The following is a 13,625-nucleotide window of genomic DNA, read 5'->3' on the forward strand; positions in this document are numbered from 1 at the left end:
CTTCCGTGTCATTGTCCCTCGGCGCGCAATTTCCCTCCTTATCCCGCATCTCATATAGTGCAATTGTCGGCACCATTTTCCGCGAGGACACCAAAAGCATGAACACAGCCCCAGCCAATCAGCCCGGTCAGCTCCCCCTCCCTGCAACGCTGGTCAATATTCCCCACCTCATCACCGCCTATTACTCCCTCCATCCCGACCCCGCCGTTTCGACGCAGCGTGTGGCTTTTGGAACATCGGGGCATCGCGGCAGCTCCTTCAGTGCCTCCTTCAACGACGATCACATCGCCGCCATCACCCAGGCTATCGTCGAGTACCGCGCCTCCCAGCACACCCTCGGCCCGCTCTTCCTCGCCAAAGACACCCACGCTCTCTCCGAGCCTGCCTTCGCCACCGCGCTCGAAGTCCTCGCCGCCAACGGCATCGAGGTCATGATCGACGAGCACCTCGACTACACGCCCACCCCCGTCCTCTCGCACGCCATCCTCACTTATAACCAGAACCCCAAGCTCCACCGCGCCGACGGCATCGTCATCACTCCCTCGCACAATCCTCCCGAGGATGGTGGCTTCAAGTACAACCCACCCTCCGGCGGTCCCGCCGACACCACTGCCACCAAGTGGATCGAGAACCGCGCCAATGAACTCATCGCCAACGGCCTCAAAGGCGTAAAGCGCATCTCCTACTTCCGCGCTTTATCCGCAGACAAGACCTACCGCCACGACTACATCACCGCCTACGTCAACGACCTCGGCAGCGTCATCGACTTCGAAGTCCTCCGCGGCACCACCCTCAAGCTCGCCGTCGACCCGCTCGGTGGAGCCGGAGTCCACTACTGGCCGCGCATCGCCGAGCAGTACAAGCTCCCCCTCGAAATCCTCAATCCCAACGTCGATCCCACCTTCCGCTTCATGACCTGCGATTGGGACGGCCGTATCCGCATGGACTGCTCCAGCCCCTTCGCCATGGCCAGCATGATCGCCAACAGATCGAAGTACGACGTAGCCTTCGCCGCCGACACCGACCACGACCGCCACGGCATCGTCACCCGCACTACTGGCCTGCTCAATCCCAACCACTACCTCGCCGTCTCGATCCAGTACCTCTTCACCCACCGGCCCGATTGGTCGGAGAAAGTCGGCATCGGCAAAACCCTGGTCTCGTCCAGCATCATCGACCGCGTAGCCAAGGGCCTCAACCGCCCCATGCTCGAAGTCCCCGTAGGCTTCAAGTGGTTCGTAGACGGCCTCATCGACGGGTCGCTCGGCTTTGTAGGAGAAGAGTCCGCCGGAGCCACTTTCCTCCGTCGCAACGCCAAAGTCTGGACCACCGACAAAGACGGCCTCATTCCCGGCCTGCTTAGTGCAGAGATGACCGCCGTCACCGGCAAAGATCCCGGCGAACTCTATCGCGAACTCACGCAGAAATACGGCGACCCCATCTACCAGCGCATCGACGCCGCCGCAACCAAAGAGCAGAAGGCCAAGCTAGGAAAACTCTCCCCCTCGCAGGTCACTGCCAAAGAGCTAGCCGGAGAGCCCATCACCGCCATCCTCACCGAAGCTCCCGGCAACCACGCACCCATTGGTGGCCTCAAGGTCACAACCGAGAACGGCTGGTTCGCCGCCCGCCCCTCCGGCACCGAAGACGTCTACAAGATCTACGCCGAATCCTTCAAAGGCGAAGCCCACCTAAAACAAATCCAAACCGAAGCCCAACACCTCGTCAACACAGCCATCGCCTGAACGAATCTATATATAGAAACTTTCGACAAAGTCGCGTCATCTCGGTTTGATTACAGATCGATTTGGCTACCTCGCAGTTTTGCTTAAGGGCACGGCTTCAGCCGTGCCATAACTGCGGGATATAAATCGGGGCTTTAGCCCCTGAGGTACGTTTTGTCTCCAGCCCACGTCGCCATCTGGATCATCTCCGCCATCAGCATCGCGCTGATGTTGCTCCACCCGCGCGATCTCCCCGAAGCCTGGTGGATCGGCACCGGCGCAGCGGCTCTCGTAATCTTCCGCCTGATCCCCCTGCACCTCGCCGTCCACGCCATCGCCGAAGGCAGCGACGTCTATCTCTTCCTCGCTGGCATGATGTTGCTGGCCCAACTCGCCCACATGCACGGTGTCTTCAACTGGCTTGCGACCATCGCCATCCAGCACGCCCGAGGTTCACGCACCCGCCTCTTCACTCTCATCTATATCGTTGGCACCTTCGTCACCATCTTTCTCTCCAACGACGCCACCGCCGTCGTCCTCACTCCAGCCGTCCTCGCCGCCACCAGAAAATCAAAGGTCGAGCCGCTTCCCTACCTCTTCATCTGCGCCTTCATCGCCAACGCCGCCAGCTTCGTCCTCCCCATCTCGAACCCAGCCAACCTCGTCGTCTTCCACACCGGAATGCCACCGCTGGCCCAATGGCTGCGCATCTTCCTCCTCGCCTCCATCTTTTCCATCGTGGCCACCTACCTCACACTCCGCTGGTATTGCCGTAAAGACCTCAACGGCATCATCGAAAGTACCGACGAAGCACCACACCTCACCGAAGCCGGAAGACTAACCCTCATCGGCATAGCCATTGTCGCCGCCGTTCTCCTCACAGTCTCTGCAATGGGCAAAGACCTCGGCCTCCCCACCTGCATTTCGGCAATCCTCATCGCCACAGTCATCTCCATCCGCGAACGAACCCAGCCATCAGCGATCCTCTCCGAGATCTCCTGGAGCGTTCTCCCCTTAGTCGCTGGCCTCTTCATCATGGTCGAAGCCATCAACACCGCCGGAGCGCTTCACCTCTCGCAGACAGCCCTCGAAACCCTGCAACACGTGCCTCCCATCGCGGCATCCATGGCAGCAGCCTTCGGCACCGGCATCGGCACCAACCTCATCAACAATCTGCCACTCGGCCTCATCGCCGCAGCCAGCATTCACGCCGCACACGTCACCGGAGCTCTCCGAAGCGTCATTCTCGTAGCCATCGACCTCGGACCCAACCTCTCCGTCACCGGTTCCCTCGCAACAATTCTCTGGCTCATCGCCATTCGCAAAGAAGGCCTGAACGTAAGCGCATGGAAGTTTCTCAAGGCGGGCTGCATCATCATGCCTCCGGCACTGGCACTCGCCACGATAGCCGTCGCCCTCTTCACCCGCTGAATCCCTGATAATAGAAATCATGCTAGAACCCGAGATCACAGCCGAAGACTTCATCCAGCAACGCCAGCAACCCAACCCACCCATTCTGCTCGATGTCCGCGAGCCGTGGGAGTTCCAGACCGCAAGCCTGCCCGACAGCCTTCTGATGCCCATGGGCGAAGTCACCTCTCGCGCCCATCAGGAGCTCGACCCCGACGCCCACATCGTCGTGCTCTGCCATCATGGAGCGCGTTCGCTCTCTGTCACCATGTGGCTGCGCAACCAGGGCTTCGATAACGCACAATCTCTCGCCGGCGGCATCGACCACTGGTCCCGCACCATCGACCCGACCGTCCCTCTCTACTAACGCTGCACGTAACGCTAAAGAGATCTTCCATGCCGACTCGTACCGGAACCTGCCGCCAAATTCTTGCGTCCGCAATCCTCTTCACCTTCTTTTGCGCTCTCGCCGCGCACGCGCAATCACCGCAAGGAAACATTGCCCCCAAGCCTCTCTTCCGCGACCCCGTCCACGACGGCGCAGCCGACCCAACCGTCATCTGGAACCAGTCCAAAAAACAATGGTGGATGTTCTACACCAACCGCCGCGCCGACCAGACTCCTTCCGATCCCAAAGACGTAGCATGGCTGCATCAGACCCGCATCGGCATAGCCACTTCAAGCGACCATGGCGCCACATGGAAGTATCACGGCATCGCCAACATCCCCTACGGCAAGCCCGACTACACTCAATGGGCACCCGCAATCATTAACGTCGATGGAACTTACCACATGTTCCTCACCATCGTGCCCGGCACCTTCCACACCTGGGACGCGCCGCGTTCCATCATCCATCTCACCAGCCGCGATCTCGAACACTGGAAGTTCCTCTCCCAACTCGATCTTGCCTCTGACCGCGTCATCGATCCCTGCGTCTTCCATCTCCCCAACGGCGCATGGCGGATCTGGTACAAAGACGAGCGCGACCATAGCCACATCCACTTCACCGACAGCCCTGACCTCAACACATGGACTCCCCGCGGTGCCGCCATCACCGACCGCTCCAGCGAAGGCCCCATCGTCTTTCGCTGGCACGACGAATACTGGATGATCGTCGATGCCTGGCACGGCCTCGGCGTCTATCACTCCGCCGACGCAACCAACTGGCAGCGACAACCCGACAACCTGCTCGGCATACCGGGAACCGTCCCCACCGACCGCACCCTTGGCCACCACGCCGACATCATCCTCAGCGGCCAGCGCGCCTATATCTTCTACTTCACCCATCAGGGAGGCCCAGACAACGATCCATCCCTGCCGCACTCCGGCTCACGCACCGTCATCCAGGTAGGCGAACTCCACTGGAAAGACGGCACCCTCACCGTAGATCGAGATCAACCCACCCACATCTGGCTTGAACCCGGCGAACCCAACCGTTAGTTTTTACTTCGCTCGGGGATGCGTCTCGTCATACACCCGTTGCACCTGCCCCACGGTCAACTGCGTGTATCGCTGCGTCGTCGACAGCCGCTCGTGCCCCAGCATCTCCTGAATCGCTCGCAGGTCCGCACCCTCTTCCAGCATGTGCGTCCCAAAAGCATGGCGCAGCGTATGCGGATGCACATCCGCCGCCAGCCCTCGGCTCAGGGCAATCGCCTTCACGATCCGGCCCACACTCCGCGTCGTCAAACGGCAATCCCCACGCATCCGCAGGTTCGTTAGGAGAGGTCCATCATGAACCAGCCCACCCTTGCCCGCCGCCGTCAGCTTCGCCTCGCGCAGTGGTAGATAAATCCGCAGCGCCGCCGCAGCCTCATCTCCCAGCGGAACCAGACGCTCTTTTTTCCCTTTGCCACGAACCAGAACAGCATCGTCGCGCCACTTGACGCTGCCCATATTCAAACCCACCAACTCCGAGTTACGAATTCCACAGCCATACAGCAGCTCGAAGATCACACGATCCCGCTCCGGCCATGCCGCCGCCTCAGTTGCCTCCTGCTTGTTCGGCTTCTCCAGCGAATCCAGCACGCGGTTTACCTCTTCCATGCTCGGCACGCGAGGCAGGTGCAGCGGCCGCTTGGGCGTACTCACCAGCAACGCTGGATTCTGCGCCACCTTTCCTTCCTTCGCCAGCCATTTGAACCAGCTCCGAATCGCCGCCAGCGCGCGCGCCGCACTCGCCTTCGTCAACCCACGCTCATACAGCACGCCAAGATAAGCCCGAATATGCAGGTGCTCCACCACCACAATGCGCGCATCCTTCCCCAACGTCTCGGTGAGATAAGCGGCAAACCCACGCACCTCCCGCGCATAAGCCCGCACCGTATGCTCCGATGCACCGCGCTCATTCGCGAGCATCGCCAGAAAACCCTCCGCCAGATCATTGATATTAGTTCCCACGAAAAATCCTTATCACTTTCCGCAGAGCTATAAAAATAAAGGCATAAATGATCCAGTTAAACAGCACCACCAACCATCGATTAAAAGCATGGACATTACCGGACACCGCCATGCTCAACAGCATTCCCGGAAAAGCTAATACCACAAAAATACTTCCAATATCTACGTCGAAGACTGGCAACGCAGAGATAATTGCGATCACTCCACTTATGCCTCCGATCAATACTCCCGATTGTTGTTTTGAGGTCACAGCGTGGCCTCACGCCGCTTCCCACGCGGATGATGCGCCCGATGCACCGCCTTCAAATGTCCCAGCGCCACATGCGTATAAACCTGGGTGGTCGCAATATCCGCATGACCCAGCAGCGTCTGCACGCTCCTCAAGTCCGCACCATGCTCCACCATATGCGTCGCGCAGCTATGCCGCAGCATATGCGGACTCGCCTTCGTTCCCGTCCCCGAAGCACTCCGCACCATCTCCCAAACCCACTGCCGCGTCAGCGGCTTCCCGCGCACACTCAAAAACAGCGCGCGCTGCATCCCGCCACGCACCAACCCCGGCCTTCCCAGCGACAGATACCGCTCCAGCGCCTCCACCGCACTCCGTCCCAGCGGAACAATCCTCTCCTTGTCGCCCTTCCCTCTCACCTGCGCTCGCGCCTGATCGAGATGCAGATCCTCCACCCCCAGCGAGCAAATCTCTCCCACTCTCAACCCACCCGCATAAAGCAGCTCCAGAATCGCGTGGTCGCGCAGCGCCAGCCCATCCGCATCCGCCGCACGCGCAGCCACGCCCGTGCGCTCCAGCATCTCGCCCACCTCGCCCTCGGCAAGCGACTTCGGCAGCACCTTCCAACTCGAAGGAGTCTCAATATTCACCGTGGGGTCATGGTCAATCCGCTTATCCATCAACAGCCAGCGATAGAACCCTCGCAGCGCGCTCAACTTCCGCGCAATCGACCGCGACTCCACCCCATGCCCGCGCAGCCCTTCCATAAATCCGCTCACATCGGCCTGCACCGCCGACACCAGCACCCCGTTCCGCCCCTCAACATGCTCGGCAAACTGCTCCAGATCGACCTGATAAGCCTCACAACTAGCCGGTCGCAGCCCTTTCTCCACGCGCAGATACGCAACAAACTCCCGCACCGTCTGCGCGTTACCCCGAACCTGAACCTCTGCTGGCATAGCCCCATTATCCCCCTGAAACCCTCCCCCAAAATCCCCGGAACCCACCTAGCCATCACCACGCTAGCCACTCCCCAAAAGAGAAAGAATCCGGGCACGGATGCGGATGCCCCACATCTCGATTTTGAGATATGGGCATCATGCTCCCCACTGATAAACTCAAGCCAGTCATGTTTGAAAACCTAAGCGACAAACTCCAGCGATCCTTTAAGACTCTCCGCGGCCAGGGCACCATCACCGAAGAGAACATCTCCGACGCTCTGCGCGAGATTCGCCTCGCCCTGCTCGAGTCCGACGTCAACCTCAACGTCGTCACCGAACTCATCGAGCACATCCGCACCCGCGCCCTCGGCGAGCAAGTCGCCACCGCGCTCTCGCCCTCCGAGCAGATCGTCAAGATCGTCCACGACGAGCTGGTCAACGTCCTCGGCAAGGACACCGCCCGCTTCCAGAAGTCCTCGCAGCCCCCCTCGGTCATCCTCATGGCCGGGCTGCAAGGCTCCGGCAAAACGACAACCTCCGGCAAGCTCGCCCAGTGGCTCAAAAAAGCCGGTCACCGGCCCATGCTCGTCTCGGTGGACGTCTACCGCCCCGCCGCCCGCGAGCAGCTCGCCATCGTCGCCCGCTCCATCAACGCGCAGCTCTACGAAGGCGACATTAAAGGAGAGGCCGCAGACTCCAAGCTAGTAGAACGCCTCGCCAAAGAGGCCAAGCGCGAAGCCGCCAACTACGGCTGCGACATCCTCATCGTCGACACCGCTGGCCGCAACCACATCGACGACGCCCTCATGGCCGAGATGGCCGCGCTCAAAAAGCTCCTCAACCCCAGCGAGATCCTCTTCGTCGCCGACGCCATGACCGGACAGGACGCCGTCAACTCCGCCAAGGCCTTCAACGACCACCTCACCATCACCGGAGCCATCCTCACCAAGATGGACGGAGACGCCCGCGGCGGCGCTGCCCTCTCCATCCGCCACGTCACCGGAGCGCCCATCAAGTTCCTCGGCACCGGCGAAAAGCCCGACGCCTTCGAGCCCTTCCACCCCGACCGCATCGTCGGCCGCATCATGGGCCACGGCGACATCGCCACCCTGCTCGAACGCGCCGAATCCACCCTCGACAAGGGCAAAGCCGAGCAGTTCGCCAAAAAGGCCCTCTCCGGCGACGGCTTCTCGCTCGACGACTTCCGCGAGCAGCTCCGTCAGATTAAAAAGATGGGCAGCATGAAGTCCATCCTCAAGATGCTCCCCTCGGTCGGCCCCTTCGCGGGCATGCAGCAGGCCGTCGAAAACGTGGACGAAGGCCAGTTCAACCGCGTCGAATCCATCATCAACTCGATGACCAACAAAGAGCGCCAGAACCACGAGATCATCAACGGCAACCGCCGCAAGCGCATCGCCGCAGGCTCCGGCACCACCGTGCAGGACGTCAACAACCTCCTCCGCCAATACGGCCAGATGCGAAAGATGTTCAAAACCATGGGCTCAGGAGGCGGCATCAAAGCCCAGCAACGCATGATGAGCCAAATGCAAGGAAGACAAAAATTCGGTAGGTAGATTATCGTACCTGTTTGGAGGCCTACTAGTGGCGAGACGCAGGAATGATGGAAGTGTTCTAACTGGACTCTCAATTGTCGCAAATGGCACCTTTGCGCTCACCAAGATGATCTTCAATAAAATTGACCTTTTTGGCACTAAGAAAAAACAGAAAGACATTCGCCTTGCTTACCTAAATGAAAAATATTGCGACGAGACTTTACAAAGAGTTCTACAGGGGCAATTGTGGCAGGGTCAGACGGCTGTGCAAGTAATAGATTCACTTGGAGAGCCTGTTGCCATCGACAGAAATCTACTCAAAACCAGAAAAAAAGAAATCTGGAAATATAGCCCATCCGGAGTGAATCGTTATCGCCTACGAGTCACCCTTGAGGAAGATAGAGTAGTGGGCTGGGATCAGAAAGAGTAATCGTACAATCTGAGTGAGGTTAGTCTAGTGATGCAAAAAGGCTACATTTGTGACCGTAAACAGGACGAACCTCCGAACGATAACCGAAATATCTACTCCTTCTGTCAGTTGGCGAAGGATGCAGCGTATTGGCCATCGCGTTATCTTGCCGAAGCAGAATGTATGGACCTCAATCGCGGCGTTAGGATTCCGCCGGGAGGGGCATACGTCGCCAACAATTTCCACGTTGAGGAAGCTGAGCCGGACCGCTTCCTAATCTTCTGTGAGGCTCCGTTCGAAGAACTGAAGTATTCACCCTTCTACCGCCCTTAACATTCCTACAATTGGGACCGGTGGGCGGGTGGCCCACATCTGACTCAACCCGAAAAACGTGGGTGCCCCATATCTCGATTCTGAGATGTGGGCATTCGCGCCACGCGCGAACCCGATACCCTAAAATCACCTCATGCCGCTCGGCCTAAAGCGATACCAACAAGAAGGCGACGACCACTTCATCACCTTCAGTTGCCACCACCGCAAACCCTACCTCAACACCCCAACCGCAAGAGACATCTTCCTCGACTCTCTAGAACGCACCCGCAGCCACTACCAATTCGAAATCCTCGGCTACGTGGTCATGCCGGAGCACGTTCACCTGCTCGTCAGCGAACCTCCCGACGATCTATTGTCGAAGGCCCTTCAAGCCATGAAGATCTCCGTCTCCAGACGCCTCACGGAACGCCCTTTCTGGCAGGCCCGCTACTACGACTTCAACGTCTTCACTCATGATAAGCGGGTCGAGAAGCTGAAGTACATGCACCGCAACCCGGTCAAACGCGACCTCGTGATGCATCCCGAAGACTGGCACTGGTCATCCTATCGCCACTATCTTCTGGAAGAACCATCTCCGGTCTTAATCACCCAGGCTTAGAGATCGTTCCGCAAAGGCCCACATCTCAGAGTCGAGATGTGGGGCACCCATACCCAAAGAGAATCATCCGTTGACCCCACCCCCAACATCCCCCATAGTGGAGCATGGCCAAACGGTACATCCTAGCCGCCGCCCGCCTCTTCTTCGGCCTCCTCACCCTGGCCGCGATCATCACATCCTTCATCGACTCCGTCATCCAGAGCAGCAATAGCGCAACCAACTTCTTCAGCTTTTTCACCATCCTCACCAATCTCTTCGTCGCCATCGTCCTCATCGTCAGCGCAGCCAATCTCATCCGCCACCGCGACCCCACCGAAGCCGACGACATCCTTCGCGGCAGCGCAACCGTCTCCATCGCCATCGTCGGGCTCGTCTTCGGCCTTCTCCTCAGCCACCTCGACAGCGGACTGATCCCCTGGACCAACTTCGTCCTCCACTCCCTCATGCCCGTCGTCATGGTGCTCGACTGGCTCATCCAGCCGCCAAAAGCGAAGCTCGTCCCCAGACACATCTGGTTCTGGGTCGTCTACCCCATCGCCTATCTTGCCTACTCGCTCATCCGCGGAGCCTTCACAAACTGGTATCCCTACTGGTTCATCGACCCCAACAAATCCCCCGGCGGCTGGACCGGCGTCGCCGTCCACAGCGCCGCCATCACCATCGGCTTCCTCGCCGTCAGCTTCCTACTGCTCTGGCTCGGCAACAAGTTCAAGCGCAACGTCATCTAAAGCCACCGGCCTTAAAAACAAAACGCCCACCTCATCGCTGAGGTGGGCCTTTTGCCCTACCGTAAATCAATCGGCAGAATTACCGGTGTCCGCCGCCACCATGACCGCCACCGCCACCGTGACCGCCGCCACCGTGGAAGCCTCCGCCTCCGCCACCGTGGAAACCACCACCGCCGTACCCGCCTCGTCCACCACCAGCGTAGCCGCCGCGATATCCTCCGCCGTAGCCGCCGCGTCCATAGCCTCCACGGCCATAGGCATATCCACGACCGTAGCCATAGCCGCGTCCATATCCATAACCACGGCCATAAACGCCGCGGTAGCCATAACCGTAGCCACGGCCATAGTAGCCGCGATACCAGGGGCCGGCACCGATAAAGATTCCACCGTTAAACCACGCCGGGCCATAGTATCCGTAAGGAGCACACGCATACGGAGCATAGTTGTAATACCCGTAAGAACACGATGGAGGACCGTAGCCGTAACCGTCCCCATAGGGAGCTACGCCGATACCAGCCGAGACCTGGGCGTGCGAGTACGCTACCGGGATAAAGAAGATCGAAAGCAAAGCAACATATCTTAGAAATTTCACAACTGCCTCCTGTCCAGAATCCGAACTTCGTCGGTCTTCATGGCGACCCATGCACTTTGCTTGGGGCTATCAGGTAAAACCCAAATCGACCCCAAAGTTGCGGCACCCTCGGATTCAACTCATCCCCATTCAGCCAGAAAAGCTTGACACCGCTGATAAACTGGAGACAGAAAACAAGCTCAAAAAGCCCGGCAAGCAGCCGGGCTTTTATCGTCTGAAGTCATACCGAAGTCCAGACTTAAAGTCTCTACTTCGAAGACTTTAGTGCTTAAGTACAGGGGGGAGGGGGTACCTCCTGCCAGCAAGCAAAAGGAACGATCAGTCGGTATAGCAAAGAGAAAGAGGCGACCAAAATGGCGGACGAAAAAATCACAGAAGACGAAATCTCAAACCTGGTAGACCGCTTCTACGCCAAGGTTCAACTCGACCCCGAGATCGGCCCTATCTTCAATGAGAAGGTCGAGGACTGGCCCACACACCTCGCCCTGCTCAAAAACTTCTGGTCCACCGTCATGCTCACCACCGGTCGCTACAAAGGCGACCCCATGATGACCCACCTCCAGCTTCCGCTCGAGCCCAGCCACTTCAACCGTTGGCTCGAACTCTTCGCCGAAACCGCGAAAGAGGTCATGGCTCCAGCTCATGCCGCCATCATCATCGCCAAGTCTGAGCGCATCGCAGGCAACTTCAAGGCGGGCATCGCCTACCAGCGAGGCAGCTTCGCGCAGCCTAATTTGTAATTGTTCGTTGCACATATCGGAGAACCTGCATCTCACTCTTCAGCGAGCGAACCTTCGCCGCCACGGAGATACGAAATGCTTATTCTTCTCATTATTCTGATTCTGGTGTTCGGTTTTGGAGGCTATCGCCTGGGTCCGGGACTCGGTTACTACGGCGGTGGCGGCCTCAGTCTCATCCTCCTCATCGTCCTCATTCTGCTTTTGCTCAGGGTTATTTAGCCCTTCTGGCCCATTTCTTCAACTGCTTCCGAACTCCGAAGAATGGGCTTGCATCTTCCAGTAGAGAACCGCTCGCTTCCCAATCCGTGTGAGCCAACTCCTGATATCGGCATTCCCTTGAACTCATCACCGTTCAATAAACTTGCTCGAATTAGACAACTGCAGCCTTGTCGAGCCATCGCATGCAGGGATACACTCCCTCCATGCGACGCACGGCCCTTAGACTTCTTGCACTCTGCTTGCTTCTTCCTCTCGCCGCTCAAGCCCAGGACTGGGCGAAGGCGCGCCTCGATAAATCTCCACGCCACCATGAATATATCTCGCTCAAGCATGGTGACCACACGGTGCAGGCCTTTGTTGTCTACCCTGAGGTCAGCCACAAGGCTCCTGTAGTCATCCTTATCCACGAGATATTCGGCCTGACAAACTGGGCCAAGGAGATGGCCGATGAGATTGCAGCCGAGGGCTACATCGTTATCGCGCCCGACCTGCTTTCGGGACATGGACCGCATGGCGGCGGCTTCAGCGAGTTCGCAAGCCAGGACGATGCCGTCAAAGCGGTCTCCAGCCTGAACCCTGATGATGTCAACGCAGACCTCGACGCCGCAGCGGACTATGCGAAGAAGATTCCCTCGGCCAATGGCAAGCTGGCCGTGACAGGCTTCTGCTGGGGCGGCGGAAAGTCCTTTGCCTTCGCCACGCATCGCCATGATTTGTCGGCAGCGTTTGTTTTCTACGGCGCGCCACCATCCGATTTCACCACGATCACCGCGCCTGTCTATGGCTTCTATGCCGGCAACGATGCTCGCATCAGCTCCACGGTTCCAGCTACCACCGAAGCGATGAAGACAGCTAACAAAAAGTACGAGCCGGTGATCTACGATGGCGCGGGCCATGGATTTATGCGGGCAGGCGAAGCTCCTGATCCGACTCCAGCGAATAAAAAGGCCCGGGAAGATGGGTTCGATCGCTTGATCAAGCTGCTCGGTACGATGTGACGCAGCAGCTTGGCGGCTGCGATAATGACGTGTGGCCGCCTCTCTTCAAGACCAACTCGATCGCATCACGCAAAACACTCGCAAGCTCGTGCAGGCCGACCGTCTCGCTATTTCTGAACAGGCCACCGCTGAGCTGCTGAATACAGGGATTGAGCGACGCATTCTTCCCGTGGGAAGCGTTGCCCCGAGCTTCTCTCTACAGGACACACGCAGCGGAAAGCCGATACAGTCTGCCGACCTGTTGGCCCTTGGGCCGTTGGTCGTCAAGTTTTTTCGTGGACGGTGGTGTCCTTATTGCGTCACCGAACTGGAGACCTGGCGTGAGCTTTATCCACAGCTCCGCGAACGCGGCGCACTCTTCGTCGCCATCTCGCCACAGACTCCGCGGCAGAATGACTTCATGATTCAGCAGCACGCTCTGCCCTTCCCGCTGCTTGCCGATCCCGGCGCAGAGGTAGCAGAAAAATTTGGTATCGCCTACGCCATCCCTGAGCAGCATCGGCGCTACTACCAGAGCATCCTTATCAATATTCCTTTCAACAATGCAGGTTTGAGTTATCACAACGCTACGGAAGCGAGCTGGCGGCTTCCGTTGCCTGCGCTCTTCGTGATCCGGCAGGATGGAACCATCGCCTTCAGCGAAGCCCATGCCGACTTTCGCGTTCGTCCTGAGCCTGCGGATGTGCTGGCCGCGCTTTAGTCTTCGCTCAAACAATGATGCCCGCCCCGAAGGACGAGCATCACTCTACGA

The 13,625-nt window shown here is 58.6% G+C and carries 16 protein-coding genes; 12 read left to right on the forward strand and 4 right to left on the reverse strand.

What is annotated here, in order from left to right; genetic code table 11:
• Window positions 1-98: 98 nt before the first annotated feature.
• The 4 genes from pgm (at window position 99) to GSQ81_RS09690 (ending at window position 4,574) form a co-directional block, all read left to right on the forward strand.
• Window positions 99-1,745: a phosphoglucomutase (alpha-D-glucose-1,6-bisphosphate-dependent) gene (gene pgm, locus GSQ81_RS09675; protein WP_158910562.1), complete on the forward strand. Its 1,647-nt coding sequence runs from the start codon at window positions 99-101 to the stop codon at window positions 1,743-1,745.
• Between the two features lie 153 nt (window positions 1,746-1,898).
• Window positions 1,899-3,155, forward strand: a complete 1,257-nt coding sequence (locus tag GSQ81_RS09680) for an SLC13 family permease (protein ID WP_254060105.1) — start codon at window positions 1,899-1,901, stop codon at window positions 3,153-3,155.
• 19 nt (window positions 3,156-3,174) lie between these two features.
• Window positions 3,175-3,501 (forward strand): rhodanese-like domain-containing protein, encoded by a 327-nt coding sequence (locus tag GSQ81_RS09685; protein WP_158910563.1) that lies wholly within the window; start codon window positions 3,175-3,177, stop codon window positions 3,499-3,501.
• Between the two features lie 29 nt (window positions 3,502-3,530).
• Window positions 3,531-4,574: a family 43 glycosylhydrolase gene (locus GSQ81_RS09690; RefSeq protein WP_158910564.1), complete on the forward strand. Its 1,044-nt coding sequence runs from the start codon at window positions 3,531-3,533 to the stop codon at window positions 4,572-4,574.
• 3 nt (window positions 4,575-4,577) lie between these two features.
• Here GSQ81_RS09690 and GSQ81_RS09695 read toward each other — a convergent pair whose 3' ends face one another.
• From GSQ81_RS09695 to GSQ81_RS09705, 3 genes are read right to left on the reverse strand one after another with little or no spacing between them, the layout of a single operon-like run.
• A complete protein-coding gene (locus GSQ81_RS09695) occupies window positions 4,578-5,534 on the reverse strand; it encodes a tyrosine-type recombinase/integrase (protein WP_256369663.1) in 957 nt (318 codons plus the stop codon).
• Entirely contained in the window at window positions 5,524-5,784 is a 261-nt protein-coding gene (locus GSQ81_RS09700) for a hypothetical protein (RefSeq protein ID WP_158910565.1), read from the reverse strand. The genes GSQ81_RS09695 and GSQ81_RS09700 overlap by 11 nt, the downstream gene beginning before the upstream one ends.
• Window positions 5,781-6,722 carry a site-specific tyrosine recombinase gene (locus GSQ81_RS09705; RefSeq protein ID WP_158910566.1) on the reverse strand — a complete coding sequence of 314 codons (942 nt, stop codon included), beginning with the start codon at window positions 6,720-6,722 and terminating at the stop codon, window positions 5,781-5,783. The genes GSQ81_RS09700 and GSQ81_RS09705 overlap by 4 nt, the downstream gene beginning before the upstream one ends.
• Before the next feature lie 170 nt (window positions 6,723-6,892).
• Between GSQ81_RS09705 and ffh the strand changes: the two genes are divergently transcribed.
• From ffh to GSQ81_RS09725, 4 genes are all read left to right on the forward strand, one after another.
• Complete coding sequence (ffh, locus tag GSQ81_RS09710; RefSeq protein ID WP_158912154.1) at window positions 6,893-8,278, forward strand: signal recognition particle protein; 1,386 nt, start codon at window positions 6,893-6,895, stop codon at window positions 8,276-8,278.
• 28 nt (window positions 8,279-8,306) lie between these two features.
• Window positions 8,307-8,687: a hypothetical protein gene (locus tag GSQ81_RS09715; protein ID WP_216846413.1), complete on the forward strand. Its 381-nt coding sequence runs from the start codon at window positions 8,307-8,309 to the stop codon at window positions 8,685-8,687.
• A gap of 445 nt (window positions 8,688-9,132) precedes the next feature.
• Complete coding sequence (locus GSQ81_RS09720) at window positions 9,133-9,597, forward strand: transposase (RefSeq protein ID WP_158910567.1); 465 nt, start codon at window positions 9,133-9,135, stop codon at window positions 9,595-9,597.
• A 104-nt stretch (window positions 9,598-9,701) separates the two neighbouring features.
• Window positions 9,702-10,325: a Pr6Pr family membrane protein gene (locus GSQ81_RS09725; protein WP_158910568.1), complete on the forward strand. Its 624-nt coding sequence runs from the start codon at window positions 9,702-9,704 to the stop codon at window positions 10,323-10,325.
• Between the two features lie 79 nt (window positions 10,326-10,404).
• Here GSQ81_RS09725 and GSQ81_RS19725 read toward each other — a convergent pair whose 3' ends face one another.
• On the reverse strand, window positions 10,405-10,917 hold the full coding sequence (locus GSQ81_RS19725) for a hypothetical protein (protein ID WP_174237957.1): 513 nt from the start codon (window positions 10,915-10,917) through the stop codon (window positions 10,405-10,407).
• A gap of 353 nt (window positions 10,918-11,270) precedes the next feature.
• Here GSQ81_RS19725 and GSQ81_RS09730 point away from each other — a divergent pair, with 353 nt between their 5' ends.
• The 4 genes from GSQ81_RS09730 to GSQ81_RS09745 all read left to right on the forward strand — a co-directional run bounded on the left by GSQ81_RS09730 (window position 11,271) and on the right by GSQ81_RS09745 (window position 13,574).
• A complete protein-coding gene (locus tag GSQ81_RS09730) occupies window positions 11,271-11,657 on the forward strand; it encodes a group III truncated hemoglobin (protein WP_158910569.1) in 387 nt (128 codons plus the stop codon).
• A gap of 75 nt (window positions 11,658-11,732) precedes the next feature.
• Window positions 11,733-11,876, forward strand: a complete 144-nt coding sequence (locus tag GSQ81_RS09735; RefSeq protein WP_158910570.1) for a DUF3309 family protein — start codon at window positions 11,733-11,735, stop codon at window positions 11,874-11,876.
• A gap of 203 nt (window positions 11,877-12,079) precedes the next feature.
• Window positions 12,080-12,874, forward strand: coding sequence for a dienelactone hydrolase family protein (locus GSQ81_RS09740; protein WP_158910571.1), 795 nt, complete (start codon window positions 12,080-12,082; stop codon window positions 12,872-12,874).
• 31 nt (window positions 12,875-12,905) lie between these two features.
• Window positions 12,906-13,574 (forward strand): peroxiredoxin-like family protein, encoded by a 669-nt coding sequence (locus tag GSQ81_RS09745; protein ID WP_158910572.1) that lies wholly within the window; start codon window positions 12,906-12,908, stop codon window positions 13,572-13,574.
• The last annotated feature ends 51 nt before the right edge of the window (window positions 13,575-13,625 follow it).

The sequence above is a fragment of the Granulicella sp. L56 genome, assembly GCF_009765835.1.
GTDB lineage: Bacteria > Acidobacteriota > Terriglobia > Terriglobales > Acidobacteriaceae > Edaphobacter.